At 57.7% G+C, this 18,633-nt stretch carries 18 protein-coding genes; 8 read left to right on the top strand and 10 right to left on the bottom strand.

Going from position 1 to position 18,633, the window contains the following annotated elements:
- The first annotated feature begins 83 nt into the window (after nt 1-83).
- Genes lsrA through lsrG form a run of 6 tightly spaced genes read left to right on the top strand, consistent with a single transcriptional unit; the run spans nt 84 to nt 5,769 of the window.
- Entirely contained in the window at nt 84-1,571 is a 1,488-nt protein-coding gene (gene lsrA, locus LOC22_RS07575; protein ID WP_032655185.1) for an autoinducer 2 ABC transporter ATP-binding protein LsrA, read from the top strand.
- Nucleotides 1,568-2,599, top strand: a complete 1,032-nt coding sequence (gene lsrC / locus LOC22_RS07570; RefSeq protein WP_032655182.1) for an autoinducer 2 ABC transporter permease LsrC — start codon at nt 1,568-1,570, stop codon at nt 2,597-2,599. Before lsrA ends, lsrC begins: the two co-directional genes overlap by 4 nt.
- Nucleotides 2,600-3,577, top strand: a complete 978-nt coding sequence (gene lsrD / locus LOC22_RS07565; RefSeq protein ID WP_063946013.1) for an autoinducer 2 ABC transporter permease LsrD — start codon at nt 2,600-2,602, stop codon at nt 3,575-3,577.
- Between the two features lies 1 nt (nt 3,578).
- Nucleotides 3,579-4,580 (top strand): autoinducer 2 ABC transporter substrate-binding protein LsrB, encoded by a 1,002-nt coding sequence (gene lsrB, locus LOC22_RS07560; protein ID WP_063946012.1) that lies wholly within the window; start codon nt 3,579-3,581, stop codon nt 4,578-4,580.
- A gap of 11 nt (nt 4,581-4,591) precedes the next feature.
- Nucleotides 4,592-5,479, top strand: a complete 888-nt coding sequence (gene lsrF / locus LOC22_RS07555) for a 3-hydroxy-5-phosphonooxypentane-2,4-dione thiolase (protein WP_017694299.1) — start codon at nt 4,592-4,594, stop codon at nt 5,477-5,479.
- On the top strand, nt 5,476-5,769 hold the full coding sequence (gene lsrG, locus LOC22_RS07550) for a (4S)-4-hydroxy-5-phosphonooxypentane-2,3-dione isomerase (RefSeq protein ID WP_023295476.1): 294 nt from the start codon (nt 5,476-5,478) through the stop codon (nt 5,767-5,769). Before lsrF ends, lsrG begins: the two co-directional genes overlap by 4 nt.
- An 85-nt stretch (nt 5,770-5,854) precedes the next feature.
- Here lsrG and LOC22_RS07545 read toward each other — a convergent pair whose 3' ends face one another.
- Nucleotides 5,855-6,544 carry a B3/4 domain-containing protein gene (locus LOC22_RS07545; RefSeq protein ID WP_017382414.1) on the bottom strand — a complete coding sequence of 230 codons (690 nt, stop codon included), beginning with the start codon at nt 6,542-6,544 and terminating at the stop codon, nt 5,855-5,857.
- Between the two features lie 42 nt (nt 6,545-6,586).
- Between LOC22_RS07545 and LOC22_RS07540 the strand changes: the two genes are divergently transcribed.
- Nucleotides 6,587-7,189, top strand: a complete 603-nt coding sequence (locus tag LOC22_RS07540; RefSeq protein WP_023295474.1) for a helix-turn-helix domain-containing protein — start codon at nt 6,587-6,589, stop codon at nt 7,187-7,189.
- Between the two features lie 34 nt (nt 7,190-7,223).
- On the opposite strand, the gene LOC22_RS07535 is transcribed toward LOC22_RS07540, so the two are convergent.
- The 9 genes from LOC22_RS07535 to ygjG all read right to left on the bottom strand — a co-directional run bounded on the left by LOC22_RS07535 (nt 7,224) and on the right by ygjG (nt 16,599).
- Nucleotides 7,224-7,940, bottom strand: a complete 717-nt coding sequence (locus LOC22_RS07535) for a fimbria/pilus periplasmic chaperone (RefSeq protein WP_045333637.1) — start codon at nt 7,938-7,940, stop codon at nt 7,224-7,226.
- Nucleotides 7,933-8,454, bottom strand: a complete 522-nt coding sequence (locus LOC22_RS07530) for a fimbrial protein (RefSeq protein WP_017692635.1) — start codon at nt 8,452-8,454, stop codon at nt 7,933-7,935. Before LOC22_RS07530 ends, LOC22_RS07535 begins: the two co-directional genes overlap by 8 nt.
- 9 nt (nt 8,455-8,463) lie before the next feature.
- Nucleotides 8,464-9,009: a fimbrial protein gene (locus LOC22_RS07525; protein ID WP_015571924.1), complete on the bottom strand. Its 546-nt coding sequence runs from the start codon at nt 9,007-9,009 to the stop codon at nt 8,464-8,466.
- A 9-nt stretch (nt 9,010-9,018) separates the two neighbouring features.
- A complete protein-coding gene (locus LOC22_RS07520; protein ID WP_023295472.1) occupies nt 9,019-10,026 on the bottom strand; it encodes a fimbrial protein in 1,008 nt (335 codons plus the stop codon).
- Nucleotides 10,027-12,651: a fimbrial biogenesis usher protein gene (locus tag LOC22_RS07515; RefSeq protein WP_230239470.1), complete on the bottom strand. Its 2,625-nt coding sequence runs from the start codon at nt 12,649-12,651 to the stop codon at nt 10,027-10,029. It abuts the gene before it with no gap.
- 60 nt (nt 12,652-12,711) lie between these two features.
- Nucleotides 12,712-13,422, bottom strand: coding sequence for a fimbria/pilus periplasmic chaperone (locus LOC22_RS07510; RefSeq protein WP_023304467.1), 711 nt, complete (start codon nt 13,420-13,422; stop codon nt 12,712-12,714).
- Between the two features lie 46 nt (nt 13,423-13,468).
- A complete protein-coding gene (locus LOC22_RS07505; protein ID WP_015571921.1) occupies nt 13,469-14,002 on the bottom strand; it encodes a fimbrial protein in 534 nt (177 codons plus the stop codon).
- A 71-nt stretch (nt 14,003-14,073) separates the two neighbouring features.
- The gene (locus tag LOC22_RS07500; protein ID WP_040118130.1) at nt 14,074-14,616 is read right to left on the bottom strand and encodes a fimbrial protein BcfA; all 543 of its coding nucleotides are present in this window, start codon (nt 14,614-14,616) and stop codon (nt 14,074-14,076) included.
- A gap of 603 nt (nt 14,617-15,219) precedes the next feature.
- A complete protein-coding gene (ygjG, locus tag LOC22_RS07495) occupies nt 15,220-16,599 on the bottom strand; it encodes a putrescine aminotransferase (RefSeq protein ID WP_045906837.1) in 1,380 nt (459 codons plus the stop codon).
- A 422-nt stretch (nt 16,600-17,021) separates the two neighbouring features.
- Here ygjG and LOC22_RS07490 point away from each other — a divergent pair, with 422 nt between their 5' ends.
- On the top strand, nt 17,022-18,542 hold the full coding sequence (locus tag LOC22_RS07490; RefSeq protein WP_045348131.1) for a PAS domain-containing methyl-accepting chemotaxis protein: 1,521 nt from the start codon (nt 17,022-17,024) through the stop codon (nt 18,540-18,542).
- Nucleotides 18,543-18,633 lie beyond the last annotated feature (91 nt).

Genomic DNA, 18,633 nt, shown 5'->3' with positions numbered 1-18,633 from the left:
TGCACGGTTGTAAATATAGTTCACCGTCTACGCTTTTGAACATTATTAAATCTAAAAATCATTTGTTCAATAGCGGAGCGATGATGACACCACTTCTCGACGCGCGTGATATCAGCAAGCAGTTTTCAGGCGTACCGGTCTTAAAAGGCATTGATTTCACGCTGCTTGCGGGGCAGGTGCATGCGCTGATGGGCGGTAACGGCGCGGGAAAATCGACGCTGATGAAGATCATCGCCGGGGTAGAAACCCCGGATAGCGGTGAACTTTCGGTGGCGGGTGAGTCTTTTGCACGGCTTACCCCGGCGCAGGCGCACAGGTTAGGCATTTATCTGGTGCCGCAGGAGCCGCTGCTATTTCCCAACCTGACGGTGCGGGAAAACATCCTGTTTCGTCTGCCGCGAGAGCGCGATCGGGAAAAACGCCTGGCGGAAAAACTCCGGCAGCTGCAATGCCAGCTTAACCTCGACGCTACCGCCAGCACCCTCGAGGTGGCGGACCAGCAGATGGTGGAGATCCTGCGCGGGCTGATGCGCAACGCCAGAATTCTGATCCTTGATGAACCCACGGCCTCGCTGACGCCCGGTGAAACCGAACGGCTGTTTCGCCAGATCCGCGCCTTGCAGGATCTTGGCGTCGGGATTGTTTTTATCTCGCATAAGCTGCCGGAGATTCGACAGCTGGCGAGTCACGTCTCAGTGATGCGCGACGGCGCGGTGGTGCTCAGCGGCGAAACTGCGCATTTTGACGATAACGCCCTGATCGCCGCCATGACGCCTGTAAGCCGGGAAGCATCCCTGAGCGATACGCAAAAGCTGTGGTTGGCGCTGCCGGGCAACCGCCGCACCCAGGCGCAGGATTTTCCCGTGCTGCGCGTGGAAGCGCTCACCGGGGAGGGCTTTATCGATCTCAGCCTTGAGATTTACGCCGGGGAGATCGTTGGTCTGGCCGGGCTGGTGGGGTCCGGGCGCACCGAGTTTGCCGAAACGCTCTACGGCCTGCGTCCGGTTCGCGGCGGGCGGGTGTGGCTGGAGAGCCAGGAGATCACCGCCGATCCGGTCAGTTCACGCCTGCAAAAAGGGCTGGTCTATCTGCCGGAAGACAGGCAGGTGTCCGGCCTGTTTCTCGACGCGCCGATCCGCTGGAACACCGTGGCGCTGAACGAGCCGTCGCTCTGGCAGCAGCGAAAGCGGGAGTCTGCGGTAGTGGAACGCTATCACCGGGCGCTGGGGATCAAGCTCAACCATGCGGATCAAACCGTGCGCACGCTCTCCGGTGGTAATCAGCAGAAGGTGCTGCTGGCGCGCTGTCTTGAGGCCAACCCGCTGCTGCTGATCGTCGATGAACCGACGCGCGGCGTGGACGTATCGGCGCGCGCTGATATTTATCAGCTGCTGAAAAGCGTGGCGGCGCAGAACGTGGCGGTGCTGATGATCTCAAGCGATCTCGATGAGTTTCCCGGCCTCGCGGATCGGGTGCTGGTAATGCACCAGGGCGTACTCAGCGGCGAGCTGCCGCGCCAGGCCGTCAGCCTCGACCGGATGATGGCGCTGGCGTTTGGAGGGCAATCATGAAGATCTTACTGAAAAACCGCGAGCTGAGCGCATTTCTCGCCATTCTGGCGCTCTTTGCCGTGCTGGTGGCGCTGAACCCGTCCTACCTGAGCTTACAGACGCTGGGGATGATATTCGCCAGCTCGCAGATCTTGATCCTGCTGGCTATCGGCGCGGCGCTGGTGATGCTGACCCGCAATATTGACGTCTCCGTCGGCTCCACCGTCGGGCTTTCCGCTATTGCCGTCGGCGTGGCGCTGAACGGCGGCTACAGCCTGCCCGTTTCCATTCTCTTCGCGCTGTCGCTCGGCGCGCTGGCGGGGGCGTTCAACGGTTTTCTGGTGGTGGGCCTGCGCATTCCGGCGATTGTCGCCACCCTCGGCACGCTGGGGCTGTATCGTGGGGCGATGCTGCTGTGGACCGGCGGGAAGTGGATAGAAGGGCTGCCGCCGGGGCTGAAATCTCTCTCTGAGCCCGCCGCCGTCGGCATTTCGCCGCTCGGCATACTGGTGTTGATTATCGCGGCCATCGGCGCGTGGACGCTGTCGCGCACCGCCTTTGGACGTGATTTTTACGCCGTGGGGGATAACCTCGCCGCCGCGCGCCAGCTGGGCGTGGCGGTGAACCGCACCCGCATGATCGCCTTTACCCTCAACGGCATGCTGGCGGCCTGCGCCGGGATTGTGTTTGCCTCACAGATTGGCTTCGTGCCGAACCAGACCGGCAGCGGGCTGGAGATGAAGGCCATCGCCGCCTGCGTGCTCGGTGGCATCTCGCTGCTGGGCGGCACCGGCACGCTGGTCGGCGCCTTACTCGGCGCGTTCTTCCTCACCCAAATCGATACCGTGCTGGTGCTGTTCAGGCTCCCGGCGTGGTGGAACGACTTTATCGCCGGGCTGGTGCTGCTGGGTGTGCTGGTGCTCGACGGGCGGCTGCGTCAGGCGCTCTCACGGCATCAGCGGGCGCTGAAATACAGCCGTTTCCAGCCGGGTAACAAAGGGGGAAAGCACGTTACCCCGTTTCCGAAACGCAAAAAAGAGGTGGCGTAAATGAGGCTTAACTGGGAAAGCGCGCTGCTGATTTTACTGGTGCTGGAGATCCTGCTCTTCGGCGCCATCAACCCGCGCATGCTTGATATCAACATGCTGCTGTTCAGCACCAGCGACTTTATCTGCATTGGCATCGTGGCGCTGCCGCTTACGCTTGTGATTATCAGCGGCGGGATCGATATTTCCCTCGGCTCAACCATCGGCCTGTGCGCCATCGCGCTGGGGGTGATGATGCAGGCAGGGTGGCCGATGGCGGTTGCCATCCCTCTGACGCTGCTGCTCGGCCTGCTGTGCGGGCTGGTGAATGCGGCGCTGATCCACTACACCGGCATCAGCCCGTTGGTCATTACCCTCGGCACGCTCTACCTCTACGGCGGCGGGGCGCTGCTGCTCTCCGGCATGGCGGGGGCGACGGGCTACGAGGGGATCGGCGGCTTCCCGGACAGCTTTACCACCTTCGCTAACCTCACGGTGGTGGGCCTGCCGATCCCGCTGGTGCTGTTCGCGGTGATTACCGCTTTCTTCTGGCTGATTACCCACCGCGGGCGCTTTGGTCGGCATCTGTTTTTAATCGGCCAGAATCCGCGCGCGGCGCGCTATGCGGCGCTGTCGGTGAACGGCATGCCGTACGCGCTGTATGGCCTGGTGGGGATGGCCTCGGCGGTTGCCGCGCTGGTGATGGTTTCCTATTTCGGTTCCGCGCGCTCGGATCTGGGGCGTGATTTACTGATGCCTGCACTCACCGCCGCCGTACTCGGCGGGGCAAATATCTACGGCGGGTCAGGTTCGGTTGTCGGTACGGCGCTGGCGGCGCTGCTGGTGGGGTACCTGCAACAGGGTTTACAGATGGTCGGCATCCCCAACCAGGTGTCGAGCGCGCTGTCAGGGGCGCTGCTGGTTGTGGTGGTGATGGGGCGTTCGCTGAGTCTGCACCGCGAATGGGTGCGTTCTCTCTTCAGAAAACTATCCGGAGCGTAAGATGAAAACAAAACTATTCGTCCTGGCAATGGCCCTCAGCTTCGCTTCGGCGCAGGCGGCGGACCGCATTGCCTTTATCCCGAAGCTGGTAGGCGTGGGATTCTTCACCAGCGGCGGCAACGGCGCGAAAGAGGCGGGGAAAGATCTTGGCGTGGACGTGACCTACGACGGCCCGACCGAGCCGAGCGTCTCCGGCCAGGTGCAGCTCATCAATAATTTCGTCAACCAGGGCTATAACGCCATCATCGTCTCTGCCGTGTCGCCGGACGGTCTCTGCCCGGCGCTGAAGCGCGCGATGCAGCGCGGCGTGAAGGTCCTGACCTGGGACTCCGACACCAAACCGGAGTGCCGCAGCATCTATATCAACCAGGGCACGCCGGAACAGCTCGGCGGTCTGCTGGTGGACATGGCGGGCAAGCAGGTCACCAAACCGAACGCGAAAGTGGCGTTCTTCTACTCCAGCCCGACCGTTACCGACCAGAACCAGTGGGTGAAAGAGGCGAAGGCCAAAATCGAGAAAGTTCATCCTCAGTGGCAGATTGTGACAACTCAGTTTGGCTATAACGACGCCACCAAATCTCTGCAAACCGCCGAAGGGATCTTAAAAGCCTATCCGGATCTGGATGCGATCATCGCCCCGGACGCCAACGCCCTGCCAGCCGCGGCACAGGCGGCGGAAAACCTGAAACGGGAAGGGGTGGCGATTGTCGGCTTCAGCACGCCGAACGTGATGCGCCCGTACGTTGAGCGCGGCACGGTGAAAGCCTTCGGCCTGTGGGATGTGGTGCAACAGGGCAAAATTGCGGTCAATGTCGCCGATCGTTTACTGAAAAAAGGCGATCTTAACCCTGGCGACAGCGTCGACGTGAAAGATATCGGGACGCTGAAGGTCGAGCCGAACAGCGTGCAGGGCTACCAGTATGAGGCGAAGGGCAACGGCATCGTGCTGCTGCCGGAGCGGGTGGTGTTCACCAAAGAGAACATCAGCAAATACGATTTCTGACGGGGGAGAAAATGGCTGATTTAGACGACATCAAAGACGGCAAGGATTTTGGCATCGGCACGCCGCAGCAGAACGTGCCTTACACCCTGAAGGGCTGCGGCTCGCTGGACTGGGGCATGCAGTCGAGGCTTGCGCGCATCTTCAACCCGCAGAGCAACCGCACGGTGATGCTGGCCTTTGACCACGGCTACTTTCAGGGGCCAACCACCGGCCTTGAGCGCATCGATCTTTCGATTGCACCGCTGTTTGGCGAAACCGACGTGCTGATGTGCACCCGCGGCATCCTCAGGAGCCAGGTGCCAGCCGCCACGAACAAACCGGTGGTGCTGCGCGCCTCCGGCGGTAACTCAATTCTGGGCGAGCTGTCCAACGAGTGCGTGGCGGTGGCGATGGAGGACGCCCTGCGCCTGAACGTCTGCGCGGTGGCGGCGCAGGTGTATATCGGAAGCCCGTTTGAGCATCAGTCGATCAACAACATCATCAAGCTGGTGGATGCGGGGGCGCGCTACGGCATGCCGACGCTGGCGGTGACAGGCGTGGGGAAAGAGATGGCGCGTGACGCGCGCTATTTCTCGCTTGCCAGCCGCATCGCCGCCGAAATGGGAGCGCAGTTCGTCAAAACCTACTACGTGGACGAGGGCTTTGAAAAAGTGACCGCCAGCTGCCCGGTGCCGATTGTTATCGCCGGGGGCAAAAAGCTGCCGGAGCACGAGGCGCTGGAGATGTGCTGGCGGGCGATTGACCAGGGCGCATCCGGCGTGGACATGGGGCGCAACATCTTCCAGTCCAGCGCGCCACTCGCCATGCTGAAGGCGGTGAAGAAAGTCGTTCACGAGAACATGAGCGCCCGGGAGGCGTTTCAGTTCTGGCAGGAAGAGAAACAGGGAGAAGCAAAATGAACGTGACGTTAGTGGAGATCAACATCAAGCCCGAGCGGGTGGACGAGTTTCTGGAGGTATTTCGCGCCAACCACGAGGGGGCGATCAAGGAGCCGGGCAACCTGCGCTTTGATGTCTTGCAGGACCCGCGGGTGAAAACCCGCTTCTTTATCTACGAAGCCTATAAAGACGAAGCGGCGGTGCTGGCGCATAAGCAAACGCCACACTATCTGGCGTGCGTGGATAAGCTTGAAGAGCTGATGTCAGAGCCGCGCAAAAAACGCTGTTTTGTGGGGTTGTTGCCGGAGTAGCGGCTTTGCCCGGTGGCGCTGCGCTTACCGGGCCTACATATGCAGTATTTGTAGGCCGGGTAAGCGAAGCGCCACCCGGCGTTGTTCACGCCAGCTCCAGCAACTGAATACGCGCAGTCGCGCCCGGCATCAGCTTTTGCAGATTGCTCACCAGCTCATCGCCAGCTTCCTGTAATGCCGCCAGCGGCATCGACGGCAGGCTTTCGAGAATAAACCACATGGACTGCGCCTGACTGTCCAGACGCGTGCGTACCCCCTGTCGCCAGTTCCAGCGGCGGCAGGTGACGCCGAGATCGTCACGCCAGATAACTTCGCCTGGCTCCGGATTTTCTACAACCGGCTCACCTTCTTTAAAGGTATCAAACGGCTCGCTGCCGTCGGCCAGCGTCAGGCGCGGCGCTCCCGAGTAAGCCGCCAGATTTTCTCCCCCTACCGGAATAGCGTAGCGGATACTGATGGCATTATAGACATCCACCACCGGGTCGAGCGGCGGCAGCGAACCGTCTCTCATCACGCGCTTGCGCAGGGCCGAGGCCGAGCAGGGCGTACGTTTGGGTTTTGCACCAAAGGCTTTAAACACCTCATCCCAGGCGGCGAGATGATTTTCTGCCCAGGGCACATCATCATTGAGCATCTGCTGGCAGGCCTGCGCCAGCGCAGCGGGCGCAACCTCCGGTTGGGTAATCGGGGCAGCTTCAACCAGAATGCTCAGCGCCCGAAAGCCGGGCGCGATCCCGACAAGTCGCGAATCTATTGACGGTGTTAGAAGAGACATAAATAATCCTGTATTGACTGTTTTATACCATGGTAGTGACCAATGACTGATAAAGTCAATATAATGACCGATGCGGGCGCCGATGTTGCCCAGGTAAGCCTGGCCGTGGCGAACCGTATCCGCAGCTGGCGGAAAGAGAAAAAGCTGTCGCTGGACGAGCTTTCCCGCCGCGCCAGCGTCAGCAAAGGCATGCTGGTGGAGATCGAAAAAGGGGCTGCCAACCCCAGCATTGCCATTCTGTGCAAACTGGCCGCCGCGCTTGGCGTCTCGGTGGCAGACATCGTTAACGTCTCCAGCGAGCCGCAGATACACATTATTCAGGAAGAGGCGATCCCGGTTCTGTGGCAGGGCGCACAGGGCGGTTATGCCAGATTGCTGGCAGGCACCGCAGGCCCCGACATGATTGAGCTGTGGCAGTGGGAGATGCATCCGGGAGAGACTTTCACCTCTCCGGGACATCCGGCGGGAACGTTTGAGCTGCTGCACGTGAACGAAGGCGTATTAACCCTGACGGTGGACGAGACGGTGGTACAGGTTAATGCTGGCGCGTCGGCGGTAGCGAAAACGGAAGCGGCGCACGGCTATGCCAATGAGGGAGAAAAAGTGCTGCGCTTTACCATGACGGTAGCGGAGTTTCACCGCTAGTGTCGGTCCGCTGCCAGGATACCCCCGCGAGCAATTATTTCACCGTGCGGGCGATCGAGGGCAATATCCGCCCCTCGTCGCTCAGCGACTGCCAGGTGAGCTGGCACCTGGCAGTCCCTTTACACCAGTCCGTTTGTCGCTGGCTCAGAGGGGCGACAACGCCGGCGTTATCCACCCGCGTTCCGTTAACGGAAAGCTGATACAGCGTGACGTAATAAGGCGACGGGTTTTCAACCGTCAGCCCGTCGGCGGTCAGCTGCCAGCGTAGCTGACGATAGGCCAGCGCCGGTTCGCCCTGAAGCCCCTCCGGGCGATAGATAAACTTCATGCTGGAACGTACCGCCATCTGAACGTTATCGCTGTGACGCTGGCTGGCCGGAATGGAGGCAATGCTTAGCGTGAAAAGCGTTTCGCGATCGGCAGGAAGCGGCGCATCGGCGCGAAACAGACGGATCTTATTCTCACGTCCGGGCTGGAGTGCAAAAAGTGGCGGCGTCGCGGTAAACCACGCGGTGGCCGCTTCGGGGGGCTGCTGCGCCCCCGGCCATCGGCCGCCGCGATAAATTTTTGTGCCAATCAGATACGGCAGCGAGGACTTATTGCGCACGGTGACGCTGATAGCGCGCTGATCCTGAGGATAAACAAACCGCGTGCCGCCAATCACCACCCCGGCCTGAGCAGGCAAGAGCCAGAAAGACGCGGCGGTCAGCAGGGCTATCTCCGCTTTTTTCAGCAGGCTGGCCTCACGCATAGGTCAGCACAAAGGTGGCGGCAGCGTTAGCCACCCCCGGCGTAACGGCGTTCGTCACGGCGAGGTAGCGGGCGTAAAAATGCAGCGCCAGGGTGGTCTGGTCATTGCTTAGCGCGAACGGCAGGCTTTCATCCCCCATGGCGATCAGCGATTTATCAGGATTATAGAGGCCGATAGCCACGCCGGTTGCATAGTCCGGCCCGCCGGTCAGGGCCAGCAGATCGCTATTGTTACCGTCCGGCGTGCCTTCAAAATGGGTGCTGACGGCGGATAACCCGGCGCCGCAGGCTTCAAGGTTAATAGTGAACGGCTCATAGGGCGTTTCGTTTTTTTGCCCGGCCAGCTGGCGGGCCGCCACATCATGCATCTCCACTACCAGCTGTTCCGAGCCGGGGGAGACAATACAGGTTTTGCCTTTCACCACGCCGGTAATATAGACCGTGCCGTCATGGGCGAGCGTCTTGCCTGACAACAGCAGCGCGCAACAGATAAATAACCTGTTCAGGATCGTCATTCTGTCTCCTTACTGGTAAAGCAGATCGAAATACATCACGGCGGTGGCGTTGCCGGTGGTGACCGTCGGCAGCGTAGATTTATAGCGCAGGAAGAAGGTCAGCGTGTTATCGCCCGGCAGCAGGGGATATAGCGGCGACTCGGTATTATTGATCGGGACAGACGCCCGCGCGCTGTCGAGCAGCTCGACTGCCAGTCCGGTCGCCATCATGTGCTGCGTCCCTTTTCCCGTATCTGAGAGGGCAAGCAGCGTGGGATCGTTGGCGTCCGCGTCGCCGGTAAACCAGACGGTCGTGCCGCCGATTGCGCGGGTGCAGTTTTTGAGCGTGATGGCAAACTGCTTTTCCGGTGTCGTGGCGCCCACGCGCGGAAATTCCTCTGTCGTAAATTCACCCAGGTCGATCGTTTGCTCTGCGCTGTTAGTATCGACGTTACAGGATTCCCCAACGATGGTGCCGATAAACTGCACGTTAAAGCTTGTGTCGTCAGCCTTCACCAGCGGCGGGTTTAACAGGGCCACGCTCAGCCATACGGTGTTTTTCCATGAAATGGTCATTACGCTTCCTCAGGCGAAATCAATGCGTAACAGCGCCAGCGCCCTGAAGACGCCCAGCTCTGGCGACTGCCCGGTGGTGCTGATGGGGTAGGCTTGCAGCGTCACGTCCGCGCGTCCTGACATATCCGTGGTAAAGGGGACGCTGCTTGAGAACACGTTTGGCCGCAGGATCTCGCCCTGCGGGCTGGTCACGACGACGGCCACGTCCGGGTTATCCGTCGCCAGCGCGTTGGCGAAACGAGCGTCTGCCGTCCCCTGTACCCGCAGGGTGAGCTGCGCCGGTGAGTTGACATCAGCGTTGCATTCGATCGGCACGGTAAAGGTTTTTGGCGCTACGCTGTCGGGTCGCTGTCCGGCCTGGGTGAAATCGCCGTGGTAGAGTGCCCCAAAATCGACGGTGACGGTTTGCCCGGCGTTAATCACGCAGTTTTGCGGGACGGTTATTACGCCGCTGTAGGTGATCTGATAAACGATTACGGTGGGCCGGTCATTTTCCGTCGTGGTGACATAGACGTTAAACATCAGTTTCGGCGGGATCACGACCGAGCCGATGAACGGCCTGACAATCTGTATTTTGAAGGTCAGATTGCTGTCGTTCACCGGGAAGACGCCGCCCGTATCCACCTCTTCGTGCCCCCCCATGTGGACATACTCCACCGGCGGATAAAAATCGCCGATGGTGGCATCATGGATTTTCATCGCACCGATAATATAATCCGGATCAAGCTGTAAATATTTCCACTCGCCTTCCGTTTTGACCACGGGGAAAGGTGAGATATAGGTACGATAGGTGCGCTTCTCCCAGTTGCCTGGGGGACAGGTGGCGTTGACGTGGATATCCTGGGTTCGGTTCAGCTCTGTACCGTTGCCCTTGATGTTTTGATCCGTGGTGAGCGTGGTGGTCAGATCGTAATTCACCATGGAAATTCCGCCGTTAGCGTTTTTGCACGTTGCGGCCAGGCTGCTCAGCGAAAAAAGTAGCCCAGCGGCAGAGAGAAGCATCATCCTTAATTTCATTTATGAACACTCCATGGTGATCCGCAGCAGCGGCTGTTTGCTTTCAGGTAAGTGGTAGTTGGCCGTACAGCGCTTATCCGCCCCTTCTCCCCATTGCGCCTTCAACACTCCCTTTTGGCTCAGGCCGGAGAGGTAGGTTTCGCCTTCTTCGCCTACGATGGTGTCGCTGCCGTTATCGTCGCGGGAAACCATGGCGCCAAACGGCACCGGCTTGCCGTGGTAGCGCAGCGTTACCAGCGCGCGTGCGCCCAGACGGGCGTTAAACGTGGCGCGCACGATGGCGCCGTGGGTCGGCACCACGCTGGTGACGGCATCATCGATATCCATGGCGTCTGAGAGGGAGTTAATGTCCAGCGCCATCCTGTTCAGATGGTAGGCCGAGGCGTAAGGCACCACCGCATAGCCGCGTCCGTCGGTATGGATACCGGGTTCATTCTCGACGCTGACGTCCGCTGCGCCCGGTACGGCAATCAGCACGTTGGTATCACCCAGTGGCTGGCTTAAGGTGATGCCGTTGCGGTGGGCTACCACGCCTCCGCTCAGGCCGTAGGTTACTTCCCGATAATCGCCGTTATCGCTGTAGTTGTAGCCCAGGCTGGCGTTGCCGTAGGCGGCATCGTATTCCAGACTGGCGGAACCTTGCGAGCCAGCCCCCTGGCTGGCATAACCTTCCTGCACGTTGTAGTTAAGGTTGTTCTCCGCCAGCAGCGTGCCGTTAATCCCCGCGTTCTGAGATGTTTCTCCATGTTTATTGGCGCTCATGCCGTAGGTGGCATAGGCGTAGTTCCGCTTCTGACTGACGTCATTGGCAGGTGAAAGCCACTGGCTAAGCGGGAAGGAAAGGTTAATCGCATAAATCTCATCGCTATCCGACATGCCCGGCGATTTGTTGTAGTTGTAGGTCAGGCTGTATGAGATCCCGGCCCAGGTACCGCTGTATCCCACCTGGACGAGCGTGTTTTTGTCGTCCGTGTGCCAGTAGCTCTGCTGGCTTCCGGTCACGAACAGCGAGCCGAGCCCGCCTAGCTGCTGCGAAATATTGAATTGAAGCTTGCCGCGTTTAGTCCAGTTGAGGTTGTAGTAGTCCAGCCAGTTAGTGGCCTCATTCGCGTCATCCTGTTCCGCATCGCCCGTATAGCCCTGCATATGTGTGTAGGTTGTCTCATCCAGGTTATAGAACCCGGACGTGGAGTAGCGGTAGCCCAGCAGCTGGAAGTTCGTACCCATCTTGTTGAGGGATTTGGCATACAGGAAACGAAGAGACTGCCCCGTATGGCTGGTGTCGTCGGCCAGCGTACTGCGCGCGTGGGTAACGTCGAAAGAGACGGCGCCAAAGTTGCCCATATTGAGGCCAGCGCCAAGAGCCAGCGCGTAATAATCGCCGGAAAGCTGTGAGCCGCCATAGACGGTTACGCCCTGCGGTAGCCCCCAAATCAGCGTGCCCTGGGCAAAATTCACCTCGTCCTGCTGACCGTTATTGCTGCGGTACTGTGCCGCCGTCAGGGCATACTTCACCCGCCCTTCGCGCTGGAGGAGCGGTACGGCGGAGTAAGGAACGGAATAGCGGGAGATACTGCCGTCCGTCTCCTTCACTTCTACCGTGAGGTCGCCGCTGGAGGAGGTTGGGAAGAGATCGTTAATGGCGAAGGCGCCGGGCGGAACGTAGCTCTGGTAAAGACTATAGCCGTTCTGCTTGATGGTGACCTGCGCGTTGCTTTTGGCAATTCCGCGAATGGTGGGCGCAAAGCCTTTCATGCTGTCTGGCAGCATGTTGTCGTCCGAGGCGATCTGCGCGCCGCGAAAGGGAAGGCTGTCAAAGATTTCCGACGAGGTATAGCTATCGCCCACCGTCAGTCTGCCCTTTAGCGGAATCACCGTCCGCTCAAGATAGGTGTTGATATGTTCCCATTCGCTATGGCGGTTCTCGTCGCTGTTATAGTAGTTCCACGTCGAGTAGTCCCGCAGACGCCACGCACCAAGATTCACCCCGCTGTTCAGGCCGAGGAAATAGCTTTTGTGGGGTGTGCCGTTTTCGCTGCGATCGCGGCTGTATGAGCCGCTAAAGTTATAGTTCAGCAGCAGAGCGTTAATACCTTCATCCCACTGCTCTGGCGGGATATAGCCGCGCGCGTTGTTGCGTAATGCGGCCTGCGGAATGCTGATTTCCAGACGCTGCTGTTCGAAATTAAAGAGAGTGGCAGCGGCCGGAATAATGGCGGCAATGTCCACGCAGCTGTCGGCTTTCGCGGCGGCCAGCGCCGGGAATGCCTGAACGTTGACGCCCAGGTTTTCATACGCTTTGGGCGTCAGGCAGGCCATTAGCCCCGTGTCGTCGCCCTGTACGGCTCCGTCCGTTACGGTTCTGGCGATAAAGTTGATATCGCGGGTGGTGACAAATGTCCCATTCAGCCAGAGATCCACGCGATAGACGCCCGGCGCCTGGCCATTTGTTGAAAAACGGGAGAGATCCGCCACGGCGGAAGGATCGCTCGACAAAAATGCCGGGTTAAAAAAATACTCCGCGCGCACGGTGATGGACGAAAGGAGTCCCGCAATCGTCAACGCCAGCGGCGTTAGCGACGCTCTGACGAGCGCGTTAAATCTTCGTGGCTGAACACGCTTCATGTCTTCCCTTACCTGCGAGGCTTTTAATGACAAAACGTCATACGTAACGCCGTATACGACTTATTTCGCGCATGACTGAACGGGCGTGTTGGCACCAAAGTCATTAACGGTCTGAAACCTCACGCTGCCAGTGCCGCCACCGGGGATCTCCACCACCAGGTTATTTTTGGGCGCTACCATGTTATTTGCCAGTTGCGTGCTGCCGACGAAAAACTGAACCAACGAAACGTAATAAGGCGATGGATTGGTAATAGTGACTTTTCCATTGGTGACTGAGCAGGTTAATGTTTTGGGCGCATCAATAGAGAGCGACGGCAATTTTTTCGGCCGGATAAAAAGTTTAATAACGCTCTGGGTGGCAATTTGTAGCGTATTACCGGAAAGCTTATTTTTCTCGACGGAAGGAATGGCTTTGCTGTTCAGATAAAAAACGCTTTCACGATCGACAGGCAGATCGGGGCCCACGTACATAATACGCAGGGTATTCTCTTTTTTAGGATGGATAACAAACAGCGGCGGCGTAATGACAAAATCCGCTGATTTTGCCCCTTCGGCATTGGACACCCAGCTCTGAATTAAAAAAGTGGTATTCGTTGAAGAGTTAATAATGGCTAATGAAGCCTGCTTATCACCCTGGGGATAAATCACCCGGGTTCCCCCGAGCGCGATACCGCCTGCGCTGGCAGAACCGGCCACCCCCATCGCGAACAGAGCCGTTAGCGCGCCAGCTATCAGACAAGTCAGTTTACAGCGTGATGTAATGATACGCATTGTTCCCTCAGTTTCTCATGTGTCAGGCTTCTTGCCTGTGAGTCAGTTATTGGTAAAAAACGATGAACCAGACCTGCGCGTTCGCGGTACCAGCGTTGACGCTATCTTCGGTGGCGCGATACCTGGCGATATAGCTCAGCCGGTTTTCACCGTCCTGCAAAGGTCTGTACCAGGGGGGCGCGGTGTCTGGCTTTACCAGGTTCCCCATCGCATCGAATAGACCGATACCAATCCCGGTGGCGGCGCCAGGCCCATAGCCCGCGCGAAAAACCTGGGGATCGTTGCTGTCAGACTCGCCGCTAAACAGCACCCCGGCGCGCTGGCTTACGCTGGTGTCGCATGCTTCCAGCGTGATGAAGAAGGGTACCGGTTTGGCCCAGTCACCGGCGGCGATGAACTGGCTATTGCGTACCTGTCCCATATGCACGATTTGATCCTGGGAATCCATGCTGACGGAACAGGCCGCATTGACGACCTGACCCTGAAAGGTCACGCTTCCATCGTCCTTTGCCGCGGCTGGCAATACGGCAAAAAGCGCAGTGCCGGCTATCAGCAGCGCCCGATTTATGGATTGCTGCATTGCGAACTCTCTAACGCTTGCCGGACAACGCTTCTCCGCCCGCAGGCGAAGAAGCGAGATCGGCTAACGAATCAGGAATAAACCATCTGGAACGTTGCGACGGAGGAGACGTTGCCCGGCTCGGCCGCGCCTGTGGCCACGTAATCCACGCTCAGCGGGATGATGTTTTCGCCGTTGATCAGCTTTACGTTGGAGGAGGTATCGCCAATGTTCAGCGCCTGGCCGTCCGGCCCGAACAGTTGCAGCGCAACGTTTTTGGCCGAGCCTGCGCCAGCGGTGTTCGCCAGGCTGCCTTCTACAGCAGGGTCCTGCTGGCCGTTAAAGATCACGGCGGCATTCTGGCTAACGGTGGCGTCGCAATCTTCCAGAACGATTTTAAAATCTTCTTTCTGGTTGGCCTGCATGCCGACCGTTGTCAGCTTGACGGTACGCACCTGGCTCAGGGTAACTGTCTGGTCTACGGAGTCAGCCGCGACGGAACAGGCGGCGTTTACCACCTGGCCGACAAAGTTGACGGTCCCGCCGGAAACGGTAACGGTATCGGCCTGCGCATTAGTTGCCATGCCACCAGCCAGCGCGCCGGCAACAGCCATTGCTATAACTTGCTTTTTCATACAAATCCTTTTTAGATAAACATCATGCTGTCAATTGAAATAATATATTCACAATGTCATGTGAATCTTTTTTCGAGGCAGTGGTATAGGATATGTTTTTAGATTAATATATTATTTTTACCCAGGGCGTTGTTACTGGTTTTATATCATCCGCCACTGCGCTGATGAATGAGGGGATTCTACGGATTAAATAATATTATATCAATGTGATAATGGGTTGATGTTTTATTAGTTTTACTAAATATAAAATTAACTCATAATTTATTTGTTTGAATGATATTGCACGCCGTCAGAACCGCATTTTCTATTCGCTGGTCGGTTTTATTAATGTCTGCGATGAATGTCATCGTGGTTTTGTTAATAATGCAAGACGTTACGGCTGTCATTATTCGGACATGCGTTGGGAATGCGTTGGTGTTATTATCCGGCTGCTTTTACAATCTGATATTACATAAAGAAATATTTTAAATTTATATGATGAACCGTGTTTGCACTTATGCACATTATTCCTCAGTCTGACTGCATAAAGAAATCCCTGGCGTATCCCAGGGATTTCTTTGCATATCGCCCTGATACTGCTAAAAGGGCAGGAAAAATAAATGCTCAGGCGGATGTTACGGCAATACGTAATGCCGCCAGCGCCTTACGCGCCGCCTTCAGCACTTGCTCACACTGCTCAATGGTAAGCGTCAACGGTGGCTCAATGCGGATGGTTTTCGAGTTGTTAAGCGTTCCCGCCACCAGTACCCGCTGGCGGAACATCTCGCTCGCGAAGCTATAACCGGTTTCGTTATCAACGAACTCAATCGCCATCAGCATCCCTTTCCCGCGCGCATCCTGTACCAGATCCGGATATTCCCGGCCCAGCTGACGGAAGCCGTCCAGCAGCATGTCGCCTTTCTGCTCCGCTTGCGCGGGCAGGTTTTGCTCCAGCAGCACGTTGATGGTGGCCAGCGCCGCCGCACAGGCCAGCGGGTTACCGCCAAAGGTGGTGGTATGTAAGAACGGGTTATCGAACAGCACCGAGAAGACCTCCTCAGTGGCGACCGTTGCGCCAATCGGCATCACGCCGCCACCGAGCGCTTTCGCCAGGCACAGAATGTCCGGCTGAACGTTCTCGTGCTCGCAGGCGAACATCTTGCCGGTGCGCCCCATCCCGGTCTGCACTTCGTCGAAGATCAGCAGCGCGCCAAACTCATCGCACAGCTGACGCACGGCGGGCAGATAGCCCTGCGGCGGGAGGATCACGCCGCCTTCACCCTGAATCGGCTCCAGGATCACCGCCGCCACGTCGTCGCCGGTTTTACGGCATTCACTCAGCACGATGCGCATGGCGTTGATGTCGCCAAACGGCACGTGGCGGAAGCCCGGCAGCAGCGGCATAAACGGCTTGCGGAAGGTAGATTTAGCGGTCGCCGACAGAGCGCCCAGGGATTTCCCGTGGAACGCGCCGCTGGTGGCGATAAAGGTAAATTTCCCGCGCGGTGACTGGTACGCCTTAGCGAGCTTGAGCGCCGCTTCGACCGATTCGGTGCCGCTGTTGCTGAAGAAGCTGTATTTCAGCTTACCGGGCGTTAAGGCTGCCAGCGTTTTCGCGAGCATGGCGCGAAGCGGATCGAGCAGTTCCTGGCTATGGAGAGGTTGTTTCGCAAGTTGATTCTGTACGGCGGAAACCACAACTGGATTACGGTGCCCCACGTTGAAAATACCAAAACCACCCAGGCAATCGATAAACTCCTGTCCCTGGGTGTCGACAAGCGTATTCAGACTGCCCGCTTGCCACTCTACGGCTCCGTAATCCCCGCCGGCGGTAACAGATTTGCGATACTCCAGAAAACCTGGATTCACATGCTCCTTAAAGTAATCAATGACCTCACGGTTAAGTTGTTTCATCTCCTCATGATCAAGCGTTCGCTTCTCAATGAGATTCAGTGCGTGCGCGGTACAGGCAAGAGCCGAGGCGCTGGAAGGTAACCTGTTCAAAATATGCTCCCGGGGATCGCGTATCACATGATACTGAGTTAAGTATTGCAGGGATTACGCCACCTCAGATGCCTTAACAAAAATCGGGATAAACGCCAGGTGAAATCAAATTTGCACAATATTTAATCATGCCATTGCGCGCCGCACGGGATAAGGGATAACGAGCCGGGGATGGGGTGTCGTCAATTGCACTGCTCCAGGGCAGGGAATGCGCCTTAAGTGTGCACCGGGGTATCATGCTTTGTAGGTAGTTTCATGCCGAAAGTATTTTAAATCAATTAATTAGAAAAACGTACGAAAAGTGCGGTTTAACCGAGATTTGCGATCTCAATCATATTTAACAACTAAAGATAAATTTTTTATCGCCGAAAAAACATAAGCCACAAAATTAACATTCAAATAACCTGCAAGGGATGCTCACTATGTCCTCTCCTGACTATGTCACCCAGAATGAATATCCGCTGGACGATGACACCACGCTTATGTCGACCACCGACCTCCACAGCTACATGACCCACACTAACGACACCTTTGTGCAAGTGAGCGGCTTTACGCTCCAGGAGCTGCTCGGGCAACCGCACAACATTGTGCGTCATCCGGATATGCCGAAAGCGGCTTTTGCCGACATGTGGTACACGCTGCAAAAGGGCGAACCCTGGAGCGGGATTGTCAAAAACCGACGTAAAAATGGCGATCACTATTGGGTACGTGCCAATGCGGTACCAATGGTGCGTAACGGCCAGATGACGGGCTATATGTCCATTCGTACCCGCGCCACGCAGGACGAGGTCGCCGCGGTGGAGCCGCTTTATAAGGCGCTCAACGAAGGACGCTGCAAAAAACGCATTCATAAAGGGCTGGTGGTGCGCAAAGGCTGGCTCGGCAAATTACCGGCGATGCCGCTGCGCTGGCGCGTGCGTAGCGTAATGGCGGTACTTTTCGCGGTGATGGCCGCAACGCTGGTTGCCAGTGCCGCGGGCTGGGCTTCGCTGGCGGCGGCAGCCGTGGTGATGCTGCTTGGCACCCTGGTGTTTGAGCAACAGATTGTCCGCCCGGTGGAAAACGTCGCACGGCAGGCGCTCAGGGTCGCTACAGGAGAGCGTAACAGCGTGCAGCATCTTAACCGCAGCGATGAACTGGGGCTAACGCTGCGGGCCGTCGGACAGCTGGGGCTGATGTGCCGCTGGCTGATCAACGACGTCTCCAGCCAGGTGGTGAGCGTGCGCGACGGCAGCGACAGGCTGGCGCAGGGCAATGAAGATCTCAACGACCGCACGCGCCAGACCGTGGCTAACGTGCAGCAGACCGTGGCAACAATGAACCAGATGGCGGCGTCGGTGCAGAGTAACTCTGAGACCGCAGCCGAAGTCGACAAGCTATCGATGGCCGCCAGCAGCGCGGCCACGCAGGGGGGCACCGTGATGCAGACCGTGGTGAAAACCATGGATGACATTGCCGACAGTACCCAGCGCATTGGCTCTATTACCTCGCTTATCAATGACATCGCCTTCCAGACCAATATTCTGGCGCTGAACGCCGCGGTTGAGGCGGCACGCGCAGGTGAGCAGGGTAAAGGCTTTGCGGTGGTGGCGGGCGAAGTGCGTCATCTTGCCAGCCGCAGCGCGAACGCGGCTAACGATATTCGCAAGCTGATCGACGCCAGCGCCAGCAAAGTGCAGTCGGGCGCCGATCAGGTCCACGCCGCGGGACGTACTATGGATGATATTGTCGAGCAGGTGAAAAACGTCACGCAGCTCATCGCGCAGATCAGTCACGCCACCTCAGAGCAGGCGACAGGCCTGACAGAGCTGACCCGTGCTGTGGCAGAGCTGGACAGCATTACGCAGAAAAATGCTGACCTGGTCGAAGAGAGCGCGCAGATTTCCGCGATGGTTAAGCACCGGGCCGGACGCCTTGAAGATGCGGTTACCGTGCTGCATTAAGAAATGTATGCTTCGATAAAGCCGTTTATTCCTCCGGGATAAACGGCTTTTTTGTTTTTCAGAATAAGTTATGTTGTTAATGAAATATTAA

The organism is Enterobacter sp. AN-K1 (assembly GCF_020971765.1).
Lineage (GTDB): Bacteria > Pseudomonadota > Gammaproteobacteria > Enterobacterales > Enterobacteriaceae > Enterobacter > Enterobacter hormaechei_C.
This window is presented reverse-complemented; position numbering and strand designations above follow the sequence as displayed.